The organism is Pseudoxanthomonas sp. CF385 (assembly GCF_900104255.1).
GTDB lineage: Bacteria > Pseudomonadota > Gammaproteobacteria > Xanthomonadales > Xanthomonadaceae > Pseudoxanthomonas_A.
Map to the genome: position 1 here is coordinate 1057566 of NZ_FNKZ01000002.1, position 25877 is coordinate 1083442.

The 25877-nt window shown below is 68.1% G+C and carries 20 protein-coding genes, 1 tRNA gene and 1 pseudogene; 9 read left to right on the forward strand and 13 right to left on the reverse strand.

The features are described 5' to 3' along the window. Positions 1–11: 11 nt before the first annotated feature. Together BLT45_RS15285 and BLT45_RS15290 are read left to right on the forward strand one after the other, a co-directional pair. A complete protein-coding gene (locus tag BLT45_RS15285; RefSeq protein WP_093301807.1) occupies positions 12–1898 on the forward strand; it encodes an EAL domain-containing protein in 1887 nt (628 codons plus the stop codon). 30 nt (positions 1899–1928) lie between these two features. After that, complete coding sequence (locus tag BLT45_RS15290) at positions 1929–4379, forward strand: ATP-binding protein (protein WP_093301810.1); 2451 nt, start codon at positions 1929–1931, stop codon at positions 4377–4379. Here the strand turns inward: BLT45_RS15290 and bfr are convergent. From bfr to BLT45_RS15305, 3 genes are all read right to left on the reverse strand, one after another. Next, positions 4346–4822 carry a bacterioferritin gene (gene bfr / locus BLT45_RS15295; protein WP_093302207.1) on the reverse strand — a complete coding sequence of 159 codons (477 nt, stop codon included), beginning with the start codon at positions 4820–4822 and terminating at the stop codon, positions 4346–4348. The genes BLT45_RS15290 and bfr overlap by 34 nt on opposite strands. A 118-nt stretch (positions 4823–4940) precedes the next feature. Further along, positions 4941–5153, reverse strand: coding sequence for a (2Fe-2S)-binding protein (locus BLT45_RS15300; protein ID WP_093302211.1), 213 nt, complete (start codon positions 5151–5153; stop codon positions 4941–4943). A gap of 65 nt (positions 5154–5218) precedes the next feature. Beyond that, positions 5219–5815: an RNA pyrophosphohydrolase gene (locus BLT45_RS15305; protein ID WP_093301813.1), complete on the reverse strand. Its 597-nt coding sequence runs from the start codon at positions 5813–5815 to the stop codon at positions 5219–5221. 116 nt (positions 5816–5931) lie between these two features. Here BLT45_RS15305 and BLT45_RS15310 point away from each other — a divergent pair. The 5 genes from BLT45_RS15310 to BLT45_RS15330 all read left to right on the forward strand — a co-directional run bounded on the left by BLT45_RS15310 (position 5932) and on the right by BLT45_RS15330 (position 9725). Next, positions 5932–6008 (forward strand) — tRNA-Met (locus BLT45_RS15310). 325 nt (positions 6009–6333) lie between these two features. Then, positions 6334–6750, forward strand: coding sequence for a hypothetical protein (locus BLT45_RS15315; RefSeq protein WP_254771901.1), 417 nt, complete (start codon positions 6334–6336; stop codon positions 6748–6750). A gap of 9 nt (positions 6751–6759) precedes the next feature. Continuing rightward, a complete protein-coding gene (locus BLT45_RS15320) occupies positions 6760–7359 on the forward strand; it encodes a TetR/AcrR family transcriptional regulator (RefSeq protein ID WP_093301816.1) in 600 nt (199 codons plus the stop codon). A gap of 221 nt (positions 7360–7580) precedes the next feature. Beyond that, positions 7581–8228: a hypothetical protein gene (locus BLT45_RS15325; protein WP_093301818.1), complete on the forward strand. Its 648-nt coding sequence runs from the start codon at positions 7581–7583 to the stop codon at positions 8226–8228. Positions 8229–8300: 72 nt separating this feature from the next. Next, complete coding sequence (locus BLT45_RS15330) at positions 8301–9725, forward strand: nicotinate phosphoribosyltransferase (protein ID WP_093301821.1); 1425 nt, start codon at positions 8301–8303, stop codon at positions 9723–9725. A 3-nt stretch (positions 9726–9728) separates the two neighbouring features. On the opposite strand, the gene BLT45_RS15335 is transcribed toward BLT45_RS15330, so the two are convergent. Genes BLT45_RS15335 through BLT45_RS15350 form a run of 4 tightly spaced genes read right to left on the reverse strand, consistent with a single transcriptional unit; the run spans position 9729 to position 15559 of the window. After that, positions 9729–11189: a 2-dehydro-3-deoxy-6-phosphogalactonate aldolase gene (locus BLT45_RS15335; protein WP_093301824.1), complete on the reverse strand. Its 1461-nt coding sequence runs from the start codon at positions 11187–11189 to the stop codon at positions 9729–9731. Then, positions 11186–12109 (reverse strand): 2-dehydro-3-deoxygalactonokinase, encoded by a 924-nt coding sequence (locus tag BLT45_RS15340; RefSeq protein ID WP_175455873.1) that lies wholly within the window; start codon positions 12107–12109, stop codon positions 11186–11188. Before BLT45_RS15340 ends, BLT45_RS15335 begins: the two co-directional genes overlap by 4 nt. Then, complete coding sequence (locus BLT45_RS15345) at positions 12109–12846, reverse strand: SDR family NAD(P)-dependent oxidoreductase (RefSeq protein ID WP_217629575.1); 738 nt, start codon at positions 12844–12846, stop codon at positions 12109–12111. The genes BLT45_RS15340 and BLT45_RS15345 overlap by 1 nt, the downstream gene beginning before the upstream one ends. A gap of 28 nt (positions 12847–12874) precedes the next feature. Further along, positions 12875–15559: a TonB-dependent receptor gene (locus BLT45_RS15350; protein ID WP_093301831.1), complete on the reverse strand. Its 2685-nt coding sequence runs from the start codon at positions 15557–15559 to the stop codon at positions 12875–12877. A 290-nt stretch (positions 15560–15849) separates the two neighbouring features. Here BLT45_RS15350 and BLT45_RS15355 point away from each other — a divergent pair, with 290 nt between their 5' ends. Beyond that, on the forward strand, positions 15850–16779 hold the full coding sequence (locus BLT45_RS15355) for a dihydrodipicolinate synthase family protein (protein WP_093301833.1): 930 nt from the start codon (positions 15850–15852) through the stop codon (positions 16777–16779). Continuing rightward, the gene (locus tag BLT45_RS15360) at positions 16776–17945 is read left to right on the forward strand and encodes a mandelate racemase/muconate lactonizing enzyme family protein (protein WP_093301835.1); all 1170 of its coding nucleotides are present in this window, start codon (positions 16776–16778) and stop codon (positions 17943–17945) included. The genes BLT45_RS15355 and BLT45_RS15360 overlap by 4 nt, the downstream gene beginning before the upstream one ends. Here BLT45_RS15360 and BLT45_RS15365 read toward each other — a convergent pair. The 6 genes and pseudogenes from BLT45_RS15365 to BLT45_RS18560 form a co-directional block, all read right to left on the reverse strand. Continuing rightward, positions 17924–19177, reverse strand: coding sequence for an MFS transporter (locus BLT45_RS15365; protein WP_093301838.1), 1254 nt, complete (start codon positions 19175–19177; stop codon positions 17924–17926). The two genes, BLT45_RS15360 and BLT45_RS15365, sit on opposite strands and share 22 nt — an antisense overlap. A gap of 93 nt (positions 19178–19270) precedes the next feature. Next, entirely contained in the window at positions 19271–19990 is a 720-nt protein-coding gene (locus BLT45_RS15370; RefSeq protein ID WP_093301840.1) for an IclR family transcriptional regulator, read from the reverse strand. Between the two features lie 72 nt (positions 19991–20062). Beyond that, positions 20063–21625 (reverse strand): sodium/sugar symporter, encoded by a 1563-nt coding sequence (locus BLT45_RS15375; RefSeq protein WP_093301843.1) that lies wholly within the window; start codon positions 21623–21625, stop codon positions 20063–20065. A gap of 73 nt (positions 21626–21698) precedes the next feature. Beyond that, positions 21699–24251: a glycoside hydrolase family 3 protein gene (locus tag BLT45_RS15380; protein WP_093302221.1), complete on the reverse strand. Its 2553-nt coding sequence runs from the start codon at positions 24249–24251 to the stop codon at positions 21699–21701. Positions 24252–24256: 5 nt separating this feature from the next. Further along, on the reverse strand, positions 24257–25672 hold the full coding sequence (locus BLT45_RS15385) for a sugar porter family MFS transporter (protein ID WP_254771902.1): 1416 nt from the start codon (positions 25670–25672) through the stop codon (positions 24257–24259). A 40-nt stretch (positions 25673–25712) separates the two neighbouring features. After that, positions 25713–25877, reverse strand: a pseudogene (locus BLT45_RS18560) (xylose isomerase); the annotation flags it as partial.

The following is a 25877-nucleotide window of genomic DNA, read 5'->3' on the forward strand; positions in this document are numbered from 1 at the left end:
GGGGAAGCCTGATGTCCGCCATCGATTCCACGTCCCGCATGCAGGATGAGCCCCCGCGCTCGCGCCTGCGTGCCGAAACCCCACCGGCGCAGTACTGGCGCCGCTGGGCGGGCGATGCCGCCCCCGAAGACGCGGACCTGCCCGGAGCCGGAGAGCCCGTCGAAATGACCCCGCCGCCCCCTGCCGAACCCACCCCATCCCCCGTCCCGGTGCCCGCACCGGCGGCCAGCGATGCTTCCCACCCGGCGCCACCGGTGGATCCCGAGTCCCCGTACCGCGTGCTGATCGTCGAGGACGACCGCGGCCAGGCCCTGTTCGCCCAGAGCGTGCTGCACGGCGCCGGCATGCAGGCCGAAGTCCAGATGCAGTCCGATGGCGTCCTGGACGCGATGCGGCGCTTCCATCCGGACCTCGTCCTGATGGACCTGCACATGCCGGGCAAGGACGGCATGTCGCTGACGATGCTGATCCGCCAGCAGCCCGAATACCTGCACCTGCCGATCGTCTTCCTCACCGGCGACCCGGATCCGGAGCGCCAGTTCGAAGTGCTGGAAAGCGGCGCGGACGATTTCCTCAACAAGCCGATCCGGCCCCGCCACCTGATCGCCGCCGTCTCCAACCGCATCCTCCGCTCGCGGCAGCGCCAGCAGGCCTTGCCGCGCGCGACGCTGAACACCGAAACCGGGCTGCCCACGCGCACGTTCGTCCTGCAGCACCTGACCGACAGCCTGCAGCGCAATGCCGGCGGCGGCCTGTTCTTCGTCGAGGTCAGCAGCGCGCTGAGCCTGCGCGAGCGCTACGGCTATGCCGTGTTCGAGCATCTGATGAACCAGGCCGGCCGCCAGCTCGCGGCCGCCGCCTCGCCGCACCCCGTCGCACGCCTGAACGACAACAGTTTCCTGATGCTGGCCGACACCGTCGACGAAGGCACGCTGGCCGCCCTGGCGCAGCAGCTGCGCGACGGCCTGACGGCCCACGACTTCCAGGCGCGCGCCAATGAGCCCCTGAAGCTGCGCGGCTCGGTCGGTTACACCGCGCTCTCGCTCGGCTTCGCCGATGCCGGCAGCGCGCTGGAAGCGACCGAACGCGCGGTGCTGCAGGCGCGCCTGAAGCCGGAGAGCCTTGCCGCTTACGAACCCGCGCAGATCGACGAGGATGCGCCGAGCATCTCGCTCGAGGACGGCCAGTTCGAACTCGCCTACCAACCGATCGTCGCGGTCGCCGGCAGCGACCAGGCGCAGTACCAGGTGCTGTTGCGCATGCGCCAGGCCGACGGGTCGCTGATATCGGCCTCGCAGGTCATCCCGGCGGCGGAGTCCGCCGGTGGCATCGCCCAGATCGACCATTGGGTACTGGAGCACGCGCTGTACGTGCTGGCGGAACGTCAGGCCGAAGGCCCGTCGCTGCGCCTGTTCGTCTCTCAGTCGCCGCGCTCGCTGGCGCGCGAGTCGCACGCGCAGTGGCTGCTCGATGCGCTGCGTGCGCGCGGCATCGAGGGCACTTCGCTGGTCATCGACCTGAGACTGGCGGATGCGCTGATCCACACCGTCACGCTGCGCCAGTTCTGCCAGCAGCTGATGCCGGCAGGCGTGCAGTTCTGCCTGAGCCAGTTCGAACCCGGCACCGAGGCCGACGCGCTGCTGACGCAGTTGCCGCTCGGTTTCGTCCGCGTCTCCAGCAAGTACGCGAGTGCGCATGCCGACCCCGTGCTGCGCGACCAACTGCGCGGTGTCATCGACGCCGCGCATCGCCAGGGGCTGCAGGTCATCGGCCAGCAGATCGAGGACCCACAGGCCGCTGCGGCCATGTGGATGGGCGGTGTCGACTTCATCCAGGGCAACCTGGTGCAGGCCGTCGGCAGCGAGCTCGGCTTCGATTTCCACAACGCGGTGCTGTGAAGCATGCCCGCCGCGGGGCGTACACCGGTGATGCCCTGGCTGACGACGGCACTCGCCGCCGCCACGGCCGGCGCGGCCGGCCTCCAGCTGTCCGGCGTTGAGGGTCCCTGGCTGCCGGTAGCGCTTGGCGCAGGCGGCGCGACGCTGGCGAGCGCGCTGGCCGAGGCGCTGCGCGCCCGCACGCAGGCCCATCAGCACACCGGCGTGCAGGCGCGCGCCGCCATGGCCGAATCCGAGCGCGACGGGCTGCGCCGCGACCTGCAACGTCACGACCAGCTCGAACAGGAGCTGGTGCGCGCCAAGCAGGCCGCCGAATCCGCGGCGATGGCCAAGGGCGAGTTCCTCGCGACAATGAGCCACGAGATCCGCACCCCGCTCAACGGCATCGTGCCGATGCTGGAAATGCTGTCGCGCGCGCCGCTGGCGCCCGACCAGCGCGAGATGCTGGCGACCGCCACGGCCTCGTCGCACCAGTTGCTGCGCATCGTGGACGACATCCTCGACTACTCGAAACTCGAGGCCAACAAGCTCGACCTCGAGATCACCGGCTTCAACCTGCGCGAGCTGCTGGATAGCGTGCTCCAGCTGATGTACCGCCCTGCGGAGAACAAGGGGCTGAAGCTCAGCCTGCAGCTCGACCCGGCCGTGCGGTTGCCTGTGCGTGGCGACCCCGTCCGCCTGCGCCAGGTGCTCACCAACCTGGTCGGCAATGCCATCAAGTTCACCGAACGCGGCTCCGTCACCCTGGTGGTCCGCCGCCTCGGCGAAACCGCCGCGCAGCACCTGCTGCGCTTCGAAGTCCGCGACACCGGCATCGGCATCGAAGAGGATGCGCGGCATCGGCTTTTCCACTCCTTCAGCCAGGCCGACGCATCGACCACGCGCCTGTACGGCGGCACCGGCCTGGGCCTGGCGATTTGCCGGCGTATCGTGGACCTCATGGGGGGCCGGATCGACGTGGTGTCGGAAGTCGGCCGCGGTTCGACCTTCTGGTTCGAAGTGCCGTTGATGAAGGTCATCGGCGATCTTCGCCAACGCGACAACGGGCTACTCGATCACGGCCGCGTGCTGATCGTCTCGCCCGACCCGCGCTTGCGCCAGCGCCTCACCCTGCTGGTCACCAACTGGGGCATGCAGCCCGTGGCGGTGGAAACCACGCAGGAAGCGCTGGACCGCCTGCGCCTGGTATCCGACCAGGGGCAACAGGACTATCTCGCCGTGCTTGCCGACATCAGCGGCATCCGCAGCACCGCGCTCGCGCTGCACCGTGCGATCACGCGCCGCCCGTTGCCCGATTCGCTGCGCCTGGTGTGGCTGTACGGCGACGAGACCGTGCCGACCGAACTGCATGCCCGCGCCACCCTGCTGTCGCGCCAATCGCCGGACGCGGACCTGCGCGCCGCACTCACCGGCGCCGCTCCCGAACGCGACCCCGATGTGGGCGCGCCGATGGTGGAGGAGATCGTCGCCATCGCCAGGGAACCCAAGGTGGCGGAGACCGCGACGGCCGCCTTTGCGCCGACGGTGATCACGCCGGAACCCGCCGCCGAACTACCCTCCGAACCCGAACCTGCGGTCGTCAGCGCCATGCGCATCGAACCCCGGCTGCTGCTGGTGGAAGACAATCCCGTCAACCTTCTGGTGGCGCAGAAGCTGCTGTCCGCGCTTGGCTTCGCATGCGAGACGGCCCCGAACGGCGACGTCGCCTTGAAGCGCATGCAGGTGGAGCACTTCGACCTGGTGCTGATGGACTGCCAGATGCCGGTGCTGGACGGCTATGCGGCCACGCGCCGTTGGCGCGAGATAGAGACGCAGCGCGCGACGGGCGGCCGGCTGCCCATCGTCGCGATGACGGCCAACGCCATGGCCGGCGATCGCCAGCGTTGCCTGGACGCCGGCATGGACGACTACCTCGCCAAACCGGTCTCGCGCGAGCAGCTCGAGAACTGCCTCAACCGCTGGCTGCCCGACCGGATGAACTTCGTGCTCCGCAATGCCGCCCTCGCCACGCCCGCCGAGCCGACGCCGCCCGCGCCGGCCGTCGCGACAGCGCGCGCGCCTGCGCCGAGTTTCCCGGTGCTGGACCAGACGATGCTGGAGGAACTGCGCGAGATCGCCGGCGACGAAACCGCACGCATCATCACCGTGTTCCTCGAAGATGCGCCCCGCCTGATTTCGACGCTCGAGAAGGCGGCGGCCGTCCCCGACCTGGATGCGATGCGCGATGCCGCGCATACGCTGAAGTCATCCAGCGCCAACGTCGGCGCGATGGCCCTCTCCGCCGCCGCGAAGCGGGTCGAGCTCGGCGCACGCGCGCGCAAGCTGGAGCGTCCGGCCGTGGCCGTGGCGCTGGTCATCGCCGAATATGCGCGCGCCCGGATGGCGCTGCAGGGGTACGCCGCACAGCAGTTGGGCAGGCCATTGATCCCGCAGCCTGCCGCAACGCCTCAGTCGTCGCCTTCGAGTTTGGTCAGCAGGTAGTTCGGCTCGCCGATGCGGTCGATCACCGACAGCTGGGTTTCCAGCCAGTCGATGTGTTCTTCCTCTGAATCCAGGATATCGGCGAACAGCTTGCGGCTGACGTAGTCCGCGACGGACTCGCAGTACTTGATGGCGTCGCGCAGCGGGGGCAGCGCCTCCTGCTCGAGCGCCAGATCGCATTCGAGGATCTCGCGCGGCGTCTCGCCGATGCGCAGTTTGCCCAGCGCCTGGAAATTCGGCAGCCCGTCGAGGAAAAGGATGCGCTCCGACAGCTTGTCGGCGTGCTTCATCTCATCGATGGATTCCTTGTACTCGTGCTCGGCCAGCTCCTTGAAACCCCAGTTCTTCAGCATCTTCGCGTGCAGGAAATACTGGTTGATCGCGGTGAGCTCGTTGTAGAGCGCCTTGTTGAGGTACTCGATGACCTTGGCGTCGCCTTTCATGGCCATGCTCCGTGGGCGGAAGGACGGCAAAGGTTAGCCCGTGCACGCGCTCCGTGACGGAACGCGAATCGTGATCATTCGGCAAAATGGGCGACGCCGACAGGCGGTCGCTGGTGCGTCAGGCCGCGTGCGACAGCGTCAGGATCGGAAGCAACGGCTCACGCGGCGCGGGCTGCGCGGCGTGCAGCACATCCGTCGCCATGTCGAGGCAGCTGCCGCAGTTGGCGCCCGCACCGGTCCGCATCGTCAGCTCGGCCACGGTCGTGCATCCGGCAGTGGCGGCTTCGCGGATCTGGCGTTCGGTCACGCCGTTGCAGATGCAGACGTACACGGTAGGCGCTGGAGCGACGGGCTCGAAATGGCCCACCGCCATTTCATCCAAAATGAGAATGATTGTCAATTCTGAACGGGTTCGCTGCCGCCGCCGCGTTTACGCCCGGGTCGGTTACGTCCGCGCCAGCGGGCCCCGTCCTGGGGTCGGGCCGACGGCAAGGGGGGCGGGATGGCCTGTGCACCCGCCACGCCACGCGCGAACTCGGCCAGATGCCCCAGCGCACTGGCGTAGACCCGGCGCTTGAACAGGACCACATGCTCGACCGGATACCAGAAATCCACCCAGCGCCAATGGTCGAACTCCGGGCTCTCGGTCAGGTCCAGACGCAGGTGGGCTTCGTCCCCGACCAGGCGCAGGAGAAACCAGACCTGCTTCTGGCCGATGCAGACCTGACGCTCGTTCCGGCGTATCGCCCGTGGCGGCAGCCGATAGCGCAACCAGCCGGGCGTGACGCCCAGCACTTCGACATGTTCGGGCAACAGGCCGGTTTCTTCGCGCAACTCGCGGTACATGGCTTCGACCGGCGTCTCGTCCGTGTTCATGCCGCCCTGCGGGAACTGCCAGCCGTCCCGGCGCACACGTCGCGCCCAGAACACCCGGCCATCCGGCCGCATCAACACGATACCGACATTGGGTCGGTAGCCGTCCGGATCGATCACGATGCGGACTCCTGAAATCTACTGTCCCCGACTCTGCCACGCCCTGCCGCGAGCGACAAGCACACGCCGCGCGGTTGACAGACAGGGGGCGGAAATGAAGAATACGCGGTTCACGCGGCTATGTAGCTCAGCCGGTTAGAGCACAGCACTCATAATGCTGGGGTCGGTGGTTCGAGTCCACCCATAGCCACCAGATTCCCGAACGGAATCAACGCGTTGAAGAGAACCCGCCGACAGGCGGGTTTTTTGTTGGGCGTGATTTGGCCGCGGGAAGGGGTGGCTTCAGCAAGGTGCTGCCGACGGTCACGTGAGCCCGTACTTGCCAACAGCTCAGCCTGATTCCTCAGCCCTCACGTCCAGCACCTACTTAGGCATTGCCATCTAGCTCGCTTGACTTACCTACCTATTGGTAGGTAGATTCCATGCACTTCCTCCGAACCTCTCTCCCCATGGGCATTTCACCAATCGGTTGGCTTCACACGCTGGGAAGCCTCCCCGCGATCCCGCTCGCGTTCTACATGCTGGTCAAGTACGGACGGATCGCGCCCGATACCAAAGCAGGACGCGCCTACTTCTGGTTCATGCTGCTGGGCGTGCTCACGGTCTACCCCATCGCGCATCAGCCGGTGAGCTCCATCGCCGCCACCATTACCTTGGCGTTTCTCCTGATCGGATACGGCATCGCGATGTGGAAGCCAGCAAAGCCGCTATGGACGTACATCCAGGCGATTTCGCTGAGCCTTACCGTGTTCCTGCTGATGGTGCCGACGGTGAGCGAGAGCCTGCGCAGGCTTCCTGTCGGCGATCCGCTGGTGACAGACTTGAAGGACCCGCTGCTGCTCGGTGTCCAAGGCGCGCTCTTCCTGGCGCTGATCGTGGGCATCCCGCTGCAACTACGCGCGCTGTACAAGCAGCGCCCCTTCGAGACCAGGTAGATCCGTTTGATGTCGTCCGCAGAATCCCAGCCCCAGTACTCAACCAAGGCCCAAGAGATCATCCAGCGGACCAACGAGCTGCTGGCGTCGGGTGGATACAACGGCTTCAGCTATGCCGACATTGCCGAACTCGTGGATGTCAGGAAGGCCAGCATCCACCACCATTTCCCGGCGAAGGTGGACTTGGTCAAGGCGACCGTTGCCCAGCACCGGCAGGCGTTGCGGCTAGGCCTGCAGTCCCTCACGGAATCGATTCCTGATCCCTACGCGCGACTCGTCGCCTACAGCCGCTATTGGGCCGACTGCATACAGGAGTCGAATCCTCCCATCTGCATCTGCGCACTCCTCGCTGCCGAATTGCCGACCATCCCGGCGGAGGTCGCCGAGGAGGTCACAGGCCACTTCAACGATCTCCAGACCTGGCTTGCGCAGACCATGACAGAGGGCGCGACAACGGGCGTGATGCGCCTGACCGAAACGCCCGCGGGAGAAGCCGCCATGTTCATGGCTTCGATCCATGGGGCGATGCTCTCGGCCCGGGCCACGGGCAATGCGTTGCTGTTCTGGCAGATCGCAAAGCTTTCGACGGATCGTCTGAAGGCTCGGTAGCCCCTCCTGCGTGCCGCTACGAGGTGCATCCGGGCGGACCAGGCCATGCGCGGCAAGGGTCGCCGGCAGCAACCTCCCGCCCGACCCGGCGACGTCCTAGACTTAGCCACCATCGCCCGGCCAAGGATCGCGCCATGCCATGCTGGAAGACCCGTGCCACCGGCATGCTCATGCCGACTCGCGGTTGCCGACGCCTTCTCCTCGCGCTCGGGCTCGCACTCTTGGCCGTGCCCGCAGTGGCGCAGACGGAACTGCCGGGCATCGTCGTCAAGGCGCCACCGCACACCGTCGTGCGCGGTGGCTACGAGGTGTCGGGTGACTTCAAGGTCGATCCGCGGATGCCGTACGTGGTGTTCGCGGCGCAGCCGCTGGTGGCCGGCGACATCCTGAAGGTCCAGCCGATCCGGCTCGGCGACGATGCGTATCTGGTGCTCCAGGAATGTGCGTCACCCGATTGCAGCGTGGCCCGCGTAGTGCGGGTCTGGAGCCCGTTGGGCTCCACATCGCACGGCGGCAAGGAAGACCAGGTGCGCATCCAGCACGAGAACAAGTACTTCCTCTGGCTCAAGAAGCTGCCGAGCTTCTTTTCGCCACCCTGTTTCGGTTGCAGCACCCAGTACAGCTCGTTCAAGTACGAAAGTCCGCCCCTGGTCCTCATACCGACCGGAACGCTGGCCGCCTACGCGGGCAATCGTCTCGAGCTGCCCGAGTACGCCGACCCCATCCCGGTCGAGTCCCATCACCACGACGGCACCTATTTCCATGTGACGTACGCCGGCGGCACCCGCATCCGCGTACAGCGCCTGCGCGCGGTGGTGGACCGGCGTGACCAGGAACAAGAGGCTGCCGCACCCGGTGGCCAGCCCTAGGCCAGCGGAGCATGGGATGAAACGCCTGGCGGCGGCTGCGACACTACGCATCCCACGTCGCGGAATGCCGCCATGCGAAGCCTGCGCAACCTGCTGCTCAACACCGACAGCTACAAGGCCAGCCATTGGCTGCAGTACCCGCCGGATACGGACGCCACGTTCTTCTACGTGGAATCGCGCGGCGGCATCCATGACCGCACGCTGTTCTTCGGCCTGCAGGCGGTCCTGAAGGAATACCTCGCCACGCCCGTCACCCACGCCGACGTGGACGAGGCGCGCGAGGTGTTCGCCGCGCACGGCGAGCCGTTCAACGAAGCTGGCTGGCGCGACATCGTCGATCGTCATGGCGGTTACCTGCCGATCCGTATCCGCGCAGTGCCGGAGGGCACCGTGGTGCCGACGCACGAAGCGCTGATGACCATCGAGTCGACCGATCCACGCGCGTTCTGGGTGCCGTCCTATCTGGAAACGATGCTGCTGCGCATCTGGTATCCGATCACCGTGGCGACCATCAGCTGGCACGCGAAGCAGACGATCCGCCAGTTCCTCGAACGCACCAGCGACGATCCCGATGGCCAGCTGCCCTTCAAGCTGCACGACTTCGGCGCACGCGGCGTGTCCAGCCTGGAATCAGCCGCGATCGGGGGCGCCGCGCACCTGGTCAACTTCCTCGGCACCGATACGGTGTCCGGCCTGATGCTGGCGAAGGCGCACTACCATGAGCCCATGGCGGGCTATTCGATCCCCGCCGCTGAACACAGCACGATCACCAGCTGGGGCCGCGAGAACGAAGCCGAGGCGTACCGCAACATGCTGCGACAGTTCGCGAAACCGGGTTCGATCGTCGCGGTGGTGTCGGACAGCTACGACATCTTCCACGCCATCCGCCAGCACTGGGGCACGACGCTGAAACAGGACGTGATCGACTCCGGCGCGACCGTCGTCATCCGCCCCGATTCGGGCGATCCGGTCGCCGTCGTCCACCAGTGCCTGGAATTGCTGGACGAGGCCTTCGGCCACACCGTCAACGGCAAGGGCTACAAGGTGCTGAATCACGTGCGGGTGATCCAGGGCGACGGCATCAATCCGACCAGCATTCGCGCCATCTTGGAGCGCATCACCAGCGCGGGCTACGCCACCGACAACCTTGCCTTCGGCATGGGCGGTGCGCTGCTGCAGCGGCTGGATCGCGACACCCAGAAGTTCGCGCTCAAGTGCTCGGCCGCACGCGTGGCGGGCGAGTGGATCGACGTCTACAAGGACCCGGTCACCGACAAGGGCAAGCAGAGCAAGCGTGGCCGCATGACCCTGCTGCGGCACCGCGAGTACGGCGGCTTCCGCACGGTACCGGTGGCGGCGACGGCCGCATCGCTGGACGACGTGGAAAAGCCGGCCGGTTACGACGATGCGATGGTCACGGTGTGGGAGGACGGGCGCCTGGTGCGCGACTGGACCTTCGCCGAGATCCGCGCACGCGCGGACGCGGCGCGGCTTTAGGGTTCATCGTGGCAGCGTGATCCGGAACAGCCCGCCCGCGCCCGGTGCGCGGGCCAGCGCCTGCTCGTCCATGCGCACGCGCGCCGTGCTGACATAAACGGAACCGTCCGCGCCGATGCAGGCGCTGCCCACGTGCGGCGCGGGCACCTCGACACGCTCGAGGACCGCGCCGTTCCGTGCGATGCGCACAACCTCGCCCGCGCCCCACATCGCCACCCAGAACGTGCCTTCCGCATCCAGCGCCATGCCGTCGGGCTTGCCGGGCAGGCCCAGGAAATCGGTCACGATCACCGGCTCGCCCAGCGTGCCGGCCTGGATGTCGCAGGGGTACGCCAGCAGCGTGCGGTACAGCGTGTCGATGACGAACAGCGTCTTCTCGTCGGGACTGAACGCCATGCCGTTCGCGACACCCAATCCGGACGCCACCTGCCGCACGGGCGCATCCGGCGCAGGCGCATGGAACAGCCCACCGCGGCCCGCCAACACGCCGCGATGCATGCTGCCCGCCCACAGGCCACCGCGGCTGTCCACGGCAAGATCGTTGAGCCGGCAGCCCGCGCCGACTTCGATCTCCGGGCCTGCCACCGGCACGGCGCGACCCTCATCGAACGCGACGAAGTGCGTTTCGCCGTTGCCGAACAGGCGCCCGTCCGGGCCCAAGCCAAGCGACCAGATCGGCTCCGGAAGCGCGGTGTCGCGCCACGTGCCCGCGGCAGTATCGAAATCGATCAGGCGGGGTGCCGTCGGATCGACCCAGAGAATATGGCCGTCGTGCTCGACCGGCCCTTCGCCCACCCCGGCCTCGGGCTGGCAGGCCAGCGTGACGCGCAGGGCACGTGCGCGCTCGAGCGCATGCGCCCAGTGGCGCGCGCGCATGCCGACGTCGGCCGCGCTGCGTCCCGGTCGGTAGAGGTCGCTGCCGACGCCGAAGCCGGATGCACCGGCTGCAAGCAGGGCGCGCGCATCGACCGGCGTTGCGCCACCGACCGCAAACACCTGCACGTCCTTCGGCAACACCGCACGCAACGCGGACAACAACGAGGCCTGTGCGGGATAGCATTTCAGATGGCGTGCGCCGGCCGCAACGGCCGCAAACGCCTCGGTCGCGGTGAGGAAACCGGGCAGCGGCAGCAGCCGGTGCTGCACGCAAGCACCGATCACGTCCGGATCCATGTTCGGCGCCACGCAGAAACGACCGCCCACCTCGGCAACGCGCGCGACGTCATCGACCGTCAACACCGTGCCGGCCCCGATCAGCAATCGCTCGCCGAAGTGCGTCGCCAGCAGGGCGATCGTTTCGAACGGCGCAGGCGAGTTGATCGGCACTTCCGCGACGGTGATGCCCGCCGACAGCAGCGCATCGCAGACGGGAATCGCATCGTCGGTGGTCAGCCCGCGCAGGATGGCGATGACCGGCATCGCGGCCACGCGCGCATCGAAGGCGTGCGCCACGTCCTGCGTCATGCCGGACACGCCTGGCGCAACCGGTCGAGAGCGACGAAGCCGTGCCGGATCGCGTTGCGCGACTCGACGCCATGGCTGGCCAGGCCGAGCACCGCCATCGCCGCGCCATACAGCTCGACCACTGGCGCCGCGCCGACGAGCGGCACGCTCGCGTCGGCGAGTCGCGGAAACAGCGCGCGCGCGTCGGCGATGTCCGAGCCGATCAGCACGCCACGCAGGTAGGACGCGCCCTCCGTTCGCGGAAGCTCTCCGCGTATCACGCGTGCGCGGGCACCGAACAGCAGCGCCCCCAGGCCCAGCGCGCGCCGCGCGCCGGCCTGCACGCCTTCGGAGAACGCGGGCGACGCGGTGGCGGGGCCGTCGACGACCGACGCGAGCAGGCCCGCCGCCGTCAGGCGATCGAAGATCTCGCCGGACATCGAGGTCAGGAACTCCGCCACGCCGCCGTCCTGCATACGCACCCATTTGGTATGCGTGCCCGGCAGCGCGACGACACCCGTCGCGGGCAGGCGCGAGGAGGCCAGCAGGCCGAAAAGCTCGGTCTCCTCGCCGCGCATGATGTCCGGCGCACCGTCGGCGTCGCGCGTGCAGGCGAGGCCCGGCACGATGTGGAGTTCGATCCCCGCGATGGACGTCGGCCGCAGCGCATCCGCCAGGCCCGTCAGCGCCACCGGGCACGCAACGTAGCCGGCATCCAGCCAACCGATGTTCGAGCCGACCATGCCGCAGGCGTAAATGGGGCCCGCGTCTGGCCAGCGCTTCGCGACTTCGGCCATCTGCCGCAGCATGCCGTCGCGATCCAGGCCGGCGATACCGGGACCGGATTCGATCGCGTCGATCACCTCGGCGCTGTCGTCCAGGCGATAGGCGCGGAAATTGCTGCTGCCCCAGTTGATGCCGACGATGCTGCGTGTACCCATCATCGCCTCGTCACGCCGGCGCCGCCGTCGAGCGGAAACACGCCGCCGGTGATCCAGCCGCTGCGCGGGGAGGCGAGGAACAGCGCGAGCTCGGCCGCATCCTCCGGGGTGCCCAGGCGACCCAATGGATGCCGGCCCACGTTGCGCGCGCGGGCGGCCGCAGGATCGGCATCGCGGTCGAACGACCCCTGCAGCATCGGCGTATCGATCGATGCCGGCGCAATGGCGTTGACGCGGATGCCGTCGGCCGCGAACTCGAGCGCGGCCGTGCGCGCCACGGACTCGAGCGCCGCCTTGGACGCCGCGTAGGCCGCCAGCGTCGGCGTGGCGAAGCGGGCGTTGATCGACGAGACCAACACGATGCTGCCGCCGCGAGCGCGCATGCCCGGCACGACCTCGCGCATCACGCGCACGGCGCCGAGCGCGTTCAACGAATAGAGTTCCAGCCAGAAGGCGTCGTCATGCTCGAGCACCCCGCCCGGCGGACTGGCGCCCGCGCAATGCACCACGGCATCGAACGCGCCTACGGCATCGCCCAGCCGCCGCAGCGCCACCGCCGTGTCCTCGGCCGACCGGAGGTCCGCACGCTCGAAGGCATCGACGTCCACGGCGGGCGCCAGGTCCAGCCCCGCCACCCGTGCGCCCTCGCGCCGCAACCGCGCAGCCACCGCCGCACCGATCCCGCTGGCGACGCCGGTCACCAGCGCCGCCTTGCCGTGCATTCCACCTTCGCTCATGCCCTGCACATCCGTCGGATCCCCGTCCTCAGAACCGGTACGTGAAGCTCGCCTTGTACGCACGGCCGAACACCACGTTCGTCCGCAGGCCCTCATCGTACCCGTCGTAGGTGCGCTGCTCGCTGTCCAGCAGGTTGTTGGCTTCGAACTTCAACGACGTGCGCTCGCCGAAGGCGTAGCTGATCGAGGCCGACAGATCCTTGTAGGTGTCGTTGTAGATGCCCGTGGCTGCGCTCGACAGGCCGACCAGGTACTCGTCGCGCCAGTTGTAGGCCAAGCGCACGCCGAACGGACCGTGTTCGTAGTATCCGATCAGGTTGACGTTGTTCTTGGACAGGCCGGGGAACGTCAGCGCATTGCCGTTGACATCCTGGATCGGCGTTTCCGAATCGATGTAGGTGTACGTGGCCACCATGCCGAAGCCGTCCAGCGCGCCGGAGAACGGCACCTGGGCCAGCAGCTCCACGCCGCGCACGGTAGCGCTGTCGCCGTTGATCTTCCGCAGCACCAGGTAGTTGGTGTTGTTGTAGACCTCGGCGCTCTGGCGCTGGACGATGAAGGTCGACACGTCCTTGTAGAACACGCCGGCCGACATCAGGCCTTGGCCACCGAAGTACCACTCCAGCGACAGGTCGTACTGGGTGGCCTTGTACGGATCCAGGTCGGGCGCGCCGCCGCTGCCGGTACCGGGCGAGATCTGCGTGCCGTTGGTGTCGAACACCGCGTTGTTGTTGAGGGTGACGCCGTTGTTGAGGTCCTCGGTGTTCGGGAACGCCACCACCTTGGCCACGCCGCCGCGCAGGATCAGGTCGTCGCTGATCATCAGCTTGGCCACGGCCGAGGGCAGCACTTCGCGATCGTCGCGCTCGAACCGCGCGGGCGTGACGCCGCCGGTGCCGCTGATGAGGTTGCCGCGCGAATCCAGGTCGCGTTCCAGCCAGCGCACGCCGACGTTGCCGCTGAAGCCCAGGCCGCCGAGCGTCGTATCCCAGTTGAGCTTGCTGTACGCCTCGAGGAAGTCCTCGTCCACGCTGAAGGTGGCCGCGTAGGCCAGCGCGTTGTTGCGGGGATCCAGGCACTGCGCATTCTGGGAGATCAGCGCGACCGTGGTGAAGCTGCCGCAGCCACCGAACTGGTCGCGGTAGGCGCCCAGGTACGAACGCGGCAGGCCGGCGAACTCGCCGCGCATGAAGTCCGCGTTGCTCCACACGCGCAGGTAGTCGGCCAGCACCGTGGCGGGAATGCCGCCGGCCGGGCGGATGTCCGCGCGCCGCGGATCCTGCAGGCTTTCCAGGCGGCTCGCGCGCGCGCCGAAGTCCAGCGAGGTGAACGCACCGTCGTCGAACAGCAGGCTCCAGTCGGTGCGCAGCGCGCGGCTGTCGGTCTCCGCGCGCCAGTCGTTGTCGAACATGATGGTCATGCGCCACTGGGCCAGGTCGGTGACGTCGACGCCGCTGATGTCGAAGCTGCCGAAGTTGCCCGAGCGCAGGTCGAAGTTGGTCACCGAGGTCAGGCCCGCCATCGGCGCCAGGCGCATGTAGCGCTGATGGTAGCGCGTGGTGGAGCTGCCCCAGTCGACTTCGGCCGAGCCGTCCAGCCGGTCGCCTACGCGGAACTTCGCGCGGATCGCGGACGACCAGGTTTCCGAATCGATGTCGGCCACTTCGGTATTCAGCAGTACGGTGCCGGTCGAACGGCCCGCCAGCAGGATGTTGTGGTCCGAGTACACGGCATTGCTCAGGCCCGCCGCGGGATTGAAGGCGATCCAGTAGCGGTCGCGCTCCGCGTCCTGGCGCGCGTAGAAGGTGTCGGCGGTGATCTCGACGCCATCCGCGGGGCGCCACTGCAGCACGGCGCTGACGCCGAGCTTCTCGCGGTCGTCGTCGATGTTCTGCGCGCGCATGTCGGTGCTGCCGAAGCGCGTGGCCGTCGGATCCGCCGGATCGGTGTAGCGCACGTAACCGGAGAACGTGTCCAGGCCCTGCTGGACGACGTTGCGCTTGCCGTACGTCGCGGTCACCAGCGCACCCAGCGTGCGGTCGCTGTTGCGCAGGGAGACCAGGCCGAACGCATTGGCGCCGGTGGAGGACGCGAGTTCGTCGTGCGTGCCGGCCAGGCTGACGACGTTCTGCTCGCTGTCGCCTTCCAGCGGATGCCGCGTCTGGATGTCGATGATGCCGCCCAGGCCGCCGGCGAACTGGTCGGCGCCGGCGAGCTTGGTCACGCTCAGGCGGGAAATCAGTTCCGACGGCACCAGCGACAGCAGGCCGTAGGTCGACGTGGCCAGCTGGTCCAGGCCGTTGCCGCCGCGACCGGTCGCATCGAAGATCTCGCGGCCGTTGTACAGGGTGACGTTCTGCTTCATGCCGCGCACGAGCACGTCGCTGCCCTCGCCCATGCCGCGCTCGAGCTGCACGCCGGCCACGCGGGCGAGCGATTCGGCCACGTTGGTGTCCGGCAGCTTGCCGATGTCGTCGGCGACGATGGCATCGACGATCTGCGCCGAGTCGCGCTTGATGTCGCGCGACGCCTCGAGGCTGCCGCGGATGCCCTTCACGGTGACGGTGTCGAGCGTCTGCGCCTGCTCGTCGGACGTCGATGCGGGTGCAGCGGTGGTCGCGGGTTCAGCGGCGGCCTGCGCGAACGCAACCGCAGGCGCCAGCAGGCAGGCGCCCAGGGCGGTGAACAAGGTCGAACGTCGAAAGCTGTGCATGAGTGGGCCCTCCCCCAGAAGTTGGGACCACCGGCATCTGACGTCCGCTTGTGGCTAAGGCAGCAACGTACCACTCGCCTACGGCCACCTCACACGCCCTGCCCATGGTCCAGCGCTTTTACGTCGGTACTGCTGCGCTGCGACTTGGCAACGTGTAGCTAATATAGCAATATGATTTTGGCGTGCACGCTGCAGTGCAGCGAAAAATAGGCCTGATGGGCAGCCGGGCCGGATTCGCGCGCAATATATGTTGCTCTCACAGGAACAAAGCTTCACGAAGGACAGGACTCATGGCCGAACTGCAGGGGGTTTTCCCCATCCTCCCAACGATCTTCCGGGCCGACGGCGCGCTTGATGACGCCGGCACCGCCAACGTGTTCGAGTACCTGCTCGGCGCGGGCGCCGCCGGCGTGGTCTTCCCCGGGCTGGCCAGCGAGTACGACCTGCTCTCGAAGGAGGAGCGCCTGCACCTGACGGCCTGCATCGGCCGCTGGAACCGCGGCCGCGTGCCCTTCATCGTCGGCGCCAGTGCGAAGACGCTGGAGGACGCCATCGCTTACGCGCGCGCGGGCGCCGAAGCCGGCGCATGCGCCGCGATGGTGCTCACGCCGCATGCGCACGCGGGCGATCCGGTCGCGATGGCCGGCTTTTTCCAGGCACTGGGTGAAGCATCCGGCATTCCGTTGATGCTGCAGAACGCGCCCGCGCCGATGGGCGTAGGCCTGGGCGTGGATGATGTGGTCGCGCTGGTAGAACGCGCGCCGGCGATCGCCTACGTGAAGGAAGAGACGATGCCGTCCGGCCACCGCATCACCGCGCTCGGCGAGCGCACGGCGTCGGTGCGCGCGGTGTTCGGTGGCGCGGGCGCTCGCTACGTGCTGGACGAACTCGGTCGCGGGGCGATCGGCACCATGCCGGCCTGCGAGATCACCGAAGCGCACGTGGCGATGCTGGACGCGTGGGCAGCCGGCGATCGGGAGCGCGCGCGCACGCTGTTCGAGCGCACGCTGCCGCTGCTGAGCATGCAGGCGGTGTTCCGCTGGCGGTTGACCAAGGCGGTGCTGCTGCGCCGTGGCTTGATCGGCAGCGACAAGGTGCGCGCGCCAGGGCCGGCCCTGGATGCCTTCGACCAGCGCGAACTGGATATCCTGCTGGCCCGCATCCACGACCTGGTGCCGATGGACTCGGTGCCGGGCGACGTGCAGAGGATTCCATCGTGAGCCAGGTCATCCAGGTCGAAACCTTCATCCTCACCGTCCCCAGGACCACGCCTTACCTGGGACCGCTGGGGCCGGGCGAACGCGTCAACAGCCGCGGTTACCTGGTGCGCAAGGGCAACGGCACGATCTATCCGACCGTCGACCGCTCGGTCGTCGTGCGTGTCACCACGGCCGATGGTGCGGTCGGCTGGGGCGAGACCTACGGGATCTGCGCGCCGCGCGCGGTCTGCGAAATCATCAACGACCTGCTCGCGCCGGAACTGCTGGACCGCGAGCCCGATGACGTCGAGCGGATCTGGGACGACCTGTACGGCCTGATGCGCGTGCGTGGCTGCTTCGGCGGCTTCCACGTGGATGCGATCGCGGCGCTCGACATCGCCCTGTGGGACCTGCGCGCCCGCGCGCACGCCAAGCCCTTGTGGGCGCTGCTGGGCGAACGCCAGCGCGAGACCATTCCCGGCTACGTGTCGGGGCTGCCGGCGGCCACGCTGGACGAACGCGTGGCGATGGCGCGCACCTTCGCCGCGCAAGGCCATGACGCCTTCAAGATCCATGCGGTGGTCAGCCACGAGGGCATCGTCGAAGAGATCGCCGCCCTGCGCGACGCACTAGGCCCGATCGCCCAGCTGATGGTGGACCTGCACTGGAAGTTCGACCTGGCGCAGGCGCAGGCGATGGCGCAGCAGCTTCAGCCGCATGCCGTGACCTTCATCGAGGCACCGCTGAAGCCGGAAGATGTCGCTGGCCTTATCGAACTCGGACGCACGAGCCCGATTCCGGTCGCGGCCGGCGAGGAATGGCATACCGAATACGAGGCGCGCTTGCGCCTGGCGGGCGGCACGCTGGCCTATATCCAGCCCGAGATGGGCCACACCGGCGTGACCCAGTTCCTGCGGATCGCGCGCGAAGCGGAGCATCACGGCGTGCGGATCGCGCCGCACGCGACGATCGGCGGCGGCCTGTTCATGGCGGCCAGCCTGCATGCCGCCGCCGTGCTGCCGGGCCTGTGGCGGCACGAATGGCAGCACTCGATCTTCTCGCGCTCGGTGGAGATGCTGGACACGACGATGGCGTACCGCGACGGCGACTATGTGCTGCCCGAAGGTCCGGGCCTGGGCGCCGCACCCGGCGCCCGCTTCTGGGATCACGCCGAAGCGGTGGCCTGAGGCGTTCCCTGGTATTCCTGGGTCAGCGGCGAACGCCGCGCCAGGCGGAAGGCGGTCCACGCCAGCACCACCGCGATGGGGTGCAGCGCGGCCATCAGCACGAAGGTACGGTCGAACGCGCCATCCGACACCAGGGTGCCCACGACATGCGCGGACACCATGCCGCCGAGCGCGCTGCCGCACCCGATCAATCCGGCGACCGACGCGATGTAGCGCGACGGGAACAGGTCGACCACCATCGAGGTGATGTTGATCTGGTACACGAGGTGGGCGAACGTCACCACGCACGCGAGCGCCATCAGCACCGGCACCGTCGGATGCAGGGTGATGAAGATGCCGATCGGCGCGAGCATCGCCGCGCCGGTCATCACCGCCAGGCGGCTGCGCGGCGGATGCCAGCCGCGCCGCACCAGCGCGCCGGACATCGCGCCGCCGCCGATGCTGCCGATGTCGGCGGCCACGTAGACGATCCACGCCAGCGAGGCGAGCGTGGCCAGGCTCATGCCGCGCACGTCGCCCAGGTACTTGGGGAACCAGAACAGGTAGAAGTACCAGACCGGGTCGGCCACCGCGCGCGAGGCCACCAGCGCCCACACCGTGCGGTCGCGCGCCAGCTTTCCCCACACGCCCTTGATCGAGGGCTGCGGCTGCGCGGCCGCCTGCGCCTTCTGCTTCGGATACGCCCACCACCACGCGATCATCCAGAGCAGGCCGGCGACGCCGGTGATCCAGAAGGCGGAGCGCCATCCGTAGGCGAGCGCGATGCCGCCGATCAGCGGCGGCGCCAGGGTGGCGCCGATCATCGCGCCGGAGGTGTACAGGCCGAGGGCAAGGCCGCGCTGGCGTGCGGGGAACTGCTCGGACACCACTTTCGTGCCCACGGTGTAGTTGCCCGGCTCGCCCAGCCCAAGGGCGAAACGCGCCGCGCCCAGCTCGCCGGCACTGCGGACGAAGCCGGTAGCGATGTTGGCGAGGGACCACCAGCCGACGAACAGGATCAGCGCGGCGCGCGCGCCCAGCCAGTCGGTGACGCGCCCCGCCAGCACATAGGCGCCGGCGTAGGCCAGCAGGAACACCTGCACCACCCGCGCGTACTCGAGATCCGTCATGCCGAGGTCGGCCTGGATCGTCGTCGCCAGGATCGACAGGGCCTGGCGATCGAGGTAGTTGATGATGGTCGAGAAGAACAGGAGCCCCAGCAGCACCCACTTCGTGCGGCCGTCCCCGCTCATGCGTCTTCCCGCTTGCCCATGGCCATGCTCCCCGGAGGAGCCCGCAACGTATTGCTATTGTAGCAACATGTCAAACCGCACTGCGGCAAAGTTTCAGCCGATCTCGGCCGCCGCCGCCTGCAGGGCGGTGACCAACTCCGCGGTCGCCGACTCCGGGATCCAGCCGGACATGGCGATGCCCGCATGCACCGGTTCTCCCATCGCGATGGCGACGATGTGGTGGTCGCGCTCGTCGGCCACGTGCACGCGCGCATAGCCCTGCGCGCGCGTCGCGGCGAGCGTGGCGAGCAGCTGGTCGATGCCCTCGGGGAACATCGGGATGGCCTTGTCGCGATAGAGCTCGCGGACATCGTCGTCGGTCATCTGCGACAGCAGCACGATGCCGATGCCGCTGGTGCTCGCCGGCAGCAGGCCGATGCGGCCCAGGCCGCGCGCGGCCTCGATGCCCGGCGGCGCATGGAAGAGGTAGCTGACGCTGTCGTTCCACAGCACGCCCATCGCCACCGTGTGGCCGAAGCGGCGCAGGTCTTCCAGCACCGGCATGGCGCGACGGATCAGGCCCGACGCGAACAGGCTCTGCGCGGCCAGCACGTGCATGCCTGGCCCCGGGGTGTACTTGCGGTTGGCGGTCTGCCGGGCGATGCCCAAATAGGCCAGCGTCTTCAGCAGCCGGTTCACCCGCGTGGGATTGGCGCCCAGCTGGCGCGCCAGCTCACGGCAGCCGATGGGTTCGGGCGAGGACGCCAGCGCCTGCAGGGTGGCGATGCCATCGATCAGACTCTGGTTGGGCTGCGCATTCGGCTTGGTTCGCATCGGGAAAGCGTACTTGGGCCACGCGCACTCCGCCACCGATGGCGCCGACACGGGGTCGGCGCCGCGCGTCCATCACCAGAAGACGGCATACAGCGCGGTGAGGATCGCCAGCACCGCGACCGCGCCGATGTTGAACGTTCCGCTCGTGCGGTAGTCCACGTCGCGGGTCTGGATGATGTCCTTCTCCGGGGCCGGCGCCGTGGCCAGCGAGACCCCGACGGCCAGCGCCAGCGCCAACAGGAAGACCAGGCCGACGCGGTCGATGAAGGGCAGCGACGGCCAAGCCAGTTTCAGCACGATGGACAACGCGAACGACCCGATCGCCGCGGCCAGCGCACCGGCTTCGTTGGCGCGCTTCCAGAACAGGCCCAGGACGAAGATCACCACGATGCCCGGGGTGAAGAAGCCGGTGTACTCCTGGATGTACTGGAACGCCTGGTCGAAGCTGCCCAGCAGCGGCTTCGCTGCCAGGATGCCGAGCACCACGGTGACCACCGCGGCGATGCGGCCCACGCGCACCAGCCTCGCCTCGCTGTGCTGGCGCTTGCCCTTGGCGTAGAAATCGAGGGTGAAGATGGTCGCCACCGAATTGATCTTCGACGCCAGCGAGGCCACGATCGCCGCGACCAGCGCCGCGAACACCAGGCCGAGGATGCCGGTGGGCAGCAGGCGCATCATCGTCGGGTACGCCTGGTCGGGCTTGTCCAGGCCCGGCGCCAGCATCACCGCAGCGATGCCCGGCAGCACCACGATCACCGGCATCAGCAACTTGAGGAACGCGGCGAACAGCACGCCCTTCTGCGCCTCGCCGATGTCCTTCGCGGCGAGCGCGCGCTGGATGATGTACTGGTTGAAGCCCCAGTAGCTGATGTTCATGATCCACATGCCGCCGATCAGCACGCTGAGGCCCGGCAGGTCCTTGTAGAACGGGTTGTCCTTGCCGAGGATCATCTCGAAGTGGCCCGGCTGCGCTTCCCACAGTTTGTGGAAACCCGCGACCACACCCGCGCCGTCGCCGAGTTCGTTGAGTGTCAGGCCCGCGACCAGCAGGCCGCCCAGCACCAGCAGCGACACCTGCACGATGTCGGTCAGGGCGACGGCCTTCAGGCCGCCGTAAAGCTGGTACAGCAGCGCGAACACGCCGATCAGCACCACCGCCAGCATCTGGTCCATGCCGGTGACCTGCGACACCGCGATGGCGCCCAGCCACAGGATCGAGGTGACGTTGACGAAGACGTACAGGCCCAGCCAGAACACGGCCATCAGCGTGCGGATGCGCGTGCCGTACCGCTGCTCGAGGAACTGCGGCATCGTGTAGATGCCGTTGCGCAGGAACACCGGCAGGAACCACTTGCCGACGATCAGCAGGGTGGCTGCCGCCATCCATTCGTACGACGCGATGGCCAGGCCGATGGCGTAGCCGGAGCCGGACATGCCGATGATCTGCTCGGCCGAGATGTTGGCGGCGATCAGCGACGCGCCGATGGCCCACCACGGCAGCGACTTGCTGGCGAGGAAATAGTCCTTCGCGTCCTTGGTGTGCCCGGCCTTCTCGCGCGACACCCATTGCGCGAGCACGAAGATGCCGGCCAGGTAGGCCAGCACGATGGCGATATCCAGTCCCGACAGTGTCATCCCGCTCCCCTTCCCCGTTCGTTCGCGATCGCGGGAAGCCCGGACGCTTGCGCGCCCGGGACTTCCGCCTTGGTCAGCGTGCGCAGTCCACGGTCTGCTCGGCCTGGTCCAGCGCGCCGAGCGCCACGCGCGACACCGAAATCGTCATCGTCCCGGCGGTACCGACAGACCACGGACGATCCAGCTTGGCGACATCGGCACCGGCCTTGGCCAGGCACTTCAGCGGCACGCCGACGCGCGTCCACTGGCCCACCGGCAGTTTCGCCAGCGTCGGCGCCAGCGCCACGCGCGCCGTGCATCCCGTGCCACACCCGACCGACAGCCACGCATCGCCGCTCGGCGCAGCGTCCACACGCAGCGTCGTCAGCAGCATCACGTCGCCGTTGCTCTCGCGTTGCAGGTCGAGCGCCGTGTGCGATTGCAGCGCGGCGACCGCTTCACCCTTGCCCGACCAGGCCAGCCGACGCGCGTCTTCCTGCGCCAGATGGTCCACGCCGGTGACTTTCAGCAGATCGGCATTCAATGCTTCCGGCACCTTGGTGACGGTGACGCCCTGCCCTTCGCCGGCTTCCAGACGCAACGCCATGCCGTACCCGGCATCGCCGCGCGCGAAGAACACGCCACTGGCGCCCTCGTCGCCGGTCACGCCGGAATCTTCCGGCAACGCAGAAAGTTCGCCCTTGTCGGCATAGGTCAGGCCGAAGCCGAACGCGAACAGCGGGTCGTAGTTTTCCTGACCCACGTTGTTGGCGTACTGCGTGGCCGTGCGCGGCCAGCTGAAGCTCAGCTTGCCCTTGAAGTCGTGCTGCACGCTGCCGTCGGCCTTGCGCAACAGCACGTCGGCGATGCCCGCACCTTCCGAGCCCGGCAGCCACGCCGCCACGAACGCATCGGCCGCGTTGATCTCGCGGTTCATCCACAGCGGACGGCCGCTCAGGAACACCGCCACCACCGGGATGCCTTCGGCCTTCAGACGCTTGAGCAGCGCCAGGTCGGCGTCATCGCCGGGTTTGTACAGCAGCGTCTGCAGGTCGCCCTGGAATTCCGCGTACGGGTTCTCGCCGAACACGACCACCGCCACATCGGGCTTCTGTGTGTACTTGCCGTCGACCGCCAGGATCGCCTCGCCGCCCGCGGCCTTGGCCTGCTGCGCGATGCCTTCGTAGATGGAATCCGCGTTCGGGAAATCCTTGCGCGTCGTCCCGGTGCCCTGCCAGTTGAGCGTCCAGCCGCCGGCCTGCTTGCCGACATCGTTCGCGCCGTCACCGGCCACCAGGATGCGCTGCTTCGGCGCCAGCGGCAGCACACCGCCCGCGTTCTTCAGCAGCACCAGCGATTCGCGCACGGCCTGGCGCGCGACCGCACGATGCTCAGTGGAGCCCAGCAGCGCGAACTGCCCGCCGACCGCACGCGTCGACGGCTTGCCCGCCTCGAACAGGCCCAGGCGGATCTTCACCCGCAGGATCCGGCGCACCGCGTCGTCCAGTCGTTCCTGGCTGATCGTGCCCGCCTTCACGGCCGCCAGCGTGGTCTCGTAGAAACCCTTCCAGCTGTCCGACGCCATCGCCATGTCGAGGCCGGCGTTGATCGTCGCCGGGCAGTCGGTATTCGTGCAGCCCTTCACCTGGCCGTGACCGTTCCAGTCGCCGACCACGAAGCCGCCGAAGTGCATGCGGCCCTTCAGCGCATCGGTCAGGTACGGCTTGTTGCCGTGCATCTTCTCGCCGTTGACGCTGTTGAACGAGGCCATCACCGTCTGCGCGCCGGCCGCGATCGCCGGCGGATAACCCGCGCCGTGGATGCGTACCAGGTCGGCCTCGCTGATCTTCGTGTCGCCCTGATCCTTGCCGTTCGTGGTGCCGCCGTCGCCGAGGAAGTGCTTCACCGACGCGATCACGTGGCGTCCGTCGAGGAAACCCGGCGTGCCCACCTTGCCCTGCAGGCCCTCGACCATCGCACCGGCGTAGCTGGCGACGATCTCCGGCGATTCCGAATAGCCCTCGTACGAACGGCCCCAACGGTCGTCCTGCGGCACCGCCACGGTCGGTGCGAACGCCCACTCCATGCCGGTGGTGCGCGTCTCGAGTGCGGTGACCTCGCCGATCCGGCGCAACAGGTCGGGGTTGCGCGTCGCACCCAGGCCGATGTTGTGCGGGAACAGCGTCGCGCCGACGATGTTGCTCTGCCCGTGCACGGCATCGATGCCGAAGATCACCGGGATCGCCTTGCCGCCCTGCGAGGTGTCCATCGATGCCTCGTAGAAGGCATCGGCCAGCGCCAGCCATTCCGCCGGCGACGCATCGTAGCGCCCGCCGGGATCGGAATTGCCGCCGGCGAGGATCGAGCCGAGCCGGTACTTGCGCACGTCGTCCGGGGTGATGCTGGCGATGTCGCCCTGCACCAGCTGGCCGACTTTCTCTTCCACGGTCATCGTGGCGATCAGGTCGGTGATGCGCTTCTCGAGCGCGGCGTCTTCGGCCAGCGGCCAGGCGACCTGCGGCCAGGGGTTGGTATCCGCCGCTGCTGGCGCGGCCGCCGGTTCATCGCGCTTGCAGGCCCCGAGGGCCAGCACAAGGGCGGCCACCAGCACGCCAGCCCGGACGCGGGGGGAATTGCGGTTCGTCATCGCGTTCATCCTTCCATCTGCTCCAGTTCTTTGCCCTTGGTCTCGTGCACGTACTTCAGGACGAAGAATACCGAGATCACCGCCGAGACGAGATAGATGCTGTAGGTCGCGGCCAGGCCGATGGCGGCCAGGAGGATCGGGAAGGTCACGGTCACCGCGAAGTTCGATGTCCACTGCGCGGCGCCGGCTACCGCCAGTGCGGAACCGCGGATCTGGTTGGGGAACATCTCGCCCAGCATCACCCACATCACCGGGCCCCAGGAGATGTTGAAGAACACCACGTAGGCATTGGCCGCCACCAGGGCCAGCGTGCCCATGCCTTCGGGCAGCTGCAGGTGGCCATCGACCAGCGAGCCGCTTGCGAACGCCCAGACGACCAGTGCCAGGGACACCGCCATGCCGGCCGAGCCGATCCACAGCAGCGGCTTGCGGCCGATGCGGTCGATCAGCAGCACGGTGACGATGCAGGCACCGATGCTGAGCGCGCCGGACAGCACGTTGATCGCCAGCGCATCGTTCTCGGAGAAGCCGACCGCCTGCCACAGCACCGCGCCGTAGTAGAACACCACGTTGATGCCGACCAGCTGCTGGAAGGTGGCCAGGCCGATGCCGACCCAGACGATGGGCCGGATCTTGCCGGTGGTCTTGTTCTTCAGATCGGCGAGTTGCGGCCGGTGATGATCCTGCGACAGCGAGGCATCGATCTCCGCGAGCTTGGCCTGCGCTTCGGCGCCACCAAACAACCGCGTCAGCACACGCAGCGCTTCATCCTTGCGACGTTTCACCACCAGGTAGCGCGGGCTCTCGGGAATCGTCAGCAGCAGCACCAGGAACAGCAGCGACGGGATCGCCTGCATCCAGAACATCCAGCGCCATGCCGCATGCCCGCCCCACAAGGCTTCCGTGGAGGCGCCGGCTTTCGCGGCCAGCAGGTAGTTGGACAGGAACGCCGCGGTCAGGCCGCTGATGATGGCGATCTGCTGCACCGTCGCAAGGCGCCCGCGGTAGCGCGCCGGGGCGACCTCGGCGATGTAGGCCGGCGAGATCACGCTCGCCGCGCCGACGGCAAAGCCGCCGATCACGCGCGCGATGACGAAGAAGACCGACGACGTCGCCGCACCGGCCCCAATGGCCGACAACAGGAACAGCACGGCCGAGATGATCAGCACGTTGCGCCGGCCGAGACTGTCCGCCAAGCGGCCCGCCGTGAAGGCGCCGACCGCACAGCCCAGCAGCATCGACGCGACCTCGAAGCCGAGCCCCGCCTTGGTGGAACCGAATGCCTGCTGCAGGCCGTCCACGGTGCCGTTGATGACGCCGCTGTCGAAGCCGAACAGGAATCCGCCGATCGTCGCCACCACGCTGATCAGCACGATCAGCTTGGTGTTCTCGCCCCCGGTCATCGCCTGGTTCATTGCCATCCCCTTCCTCGGTATCTGTTGTCGATGCGACCTGCCGCGCTCAGCGCAGCAGGTACTGGTTGAGCAGGTTCTCGTAACGCTCCTGCTTGCCGCTGATCTGCTTCGGTTCGCCGAGCTGCGTGGCCAGACCGGCCAGGCCGGCCAGATCCAGCGCACCGGTCTCGAAATCCCTGCCCTGCCCGCTGTCGAAGCTGGCGTAGCGCGC

Bases quoted from the DNA above. Each gene is read 5' to 3' on its own strand.
- BLT45_RS15290 (WP_093301810.1), top strand. From the start codon at position 1,929: ATGCCCTGGCTGACGACGGCACTCGCCGCCGCCACGGCCGGCGCGGCC.
- BLT45_RS15385 (WP_254771902.1), bottom strand. From the start codon at position 25,672: ATGGCAATGAACCAGGCGATGACCGGGGGCGAGAACACCAAGCTGATC.
- BLT45_RS15340 (WP_175455873.1), bottom strand. From the start codon at position 12,109: ATGGGTACACGCAGCATCGTCGGCATCAACTGGGGCAGCAGCAATTTC.
- bfr (WP_093302207.1), bottom strand. From the start codon at position 4,822: ATGAAAGGCGACGCCAAGGTCATCGAGTACCTCAACAAGGCGCTCTAC.
- BLT45_RS15335 (WP_093301824.1), bottom strand. From the start codon at position 11,189: ATGACGCAGGACGTGGCGCACGCCTTCGATGCGCGCGTGGCCGCGATG.
- BLT45_RS15370 (WP_093301840.1), bottom strand. From the start codon at position 19,990: ATGCGAACCAAGCCGAATGCGCAGCCCAACCAGAGTCTGATCGATGGC.
- BLT45_RS15350 (WP_093301831.1), bottom strand. From the start codon at position 15,559: ATGCACAGCTTTCGACGTTCGACCTTGTTCACCGCCCTGGGCGCCTGC.
- BLT45_RS15355 (WP_093301833.1), top strand. From the start codon at position 15,850: ATGGCCGAACTGCAGGGGGTTTTCCCCATCCTCCCAACGATCTTCCGG.
- BLT45_RS15320 (WP_093301816.1), top strand. From the start codon at position 6,760: ATGTCGTCCGCAGAATCCCAGCCCCAGTACTCAACCAAGGCCCAAGAG.
- BLT45_RS15330 (WP_093301821.1), top strand. From the start codon at position 8,301: ATGCGAAGCCTGCGCAACCTGCTGCTCAACACCGACAGCTACAAGGCC.
- BLT45_RS15345 (WP_217629575.1), bottom strand. From the start codon at position 12,846: ATGAGCGAAGGTGGAATGCACGGCAAGGCGGCGCTGGTGACCGGCGTC.
- BLT45_RS15315 (WP_254771901.1), top strand. From the start codon at position 6,334: ATGCTGGTCAAGTACGGACGGATCGCGCCCGATACCAAAGCAGGACGC.
- BLT45_RS15285 (WP_093301807.1), top strand. From the start codon at position 12: ATGTCCGCCATCGATTCCACGTCCCGCATGCAGGATGAGCCCCCGCGC.
- BLT45_RS15380 (WP_093302221.1), bottom strand. From the start codon at position 24,251: ATGACGAACCGCAATTCCCCCCGCGTCCGGGCTGGCGTGCTGGTGGCC.
- BLT45_RS15375 (WP_093301843.1), bottom strand. From the start codon at position 21,625: ATGACACTGTCGGGACTGGATATCGCCATCGTGCTGGCCTACCTGGCC.
- BLT45_RS15365 (WP_093301838.1), bottom strand. From the start codon at position 19,177: ATGAGCGGGGACGGCCGCACGAAGTGGGTGCTGCTGGGGCTCCTGTTC.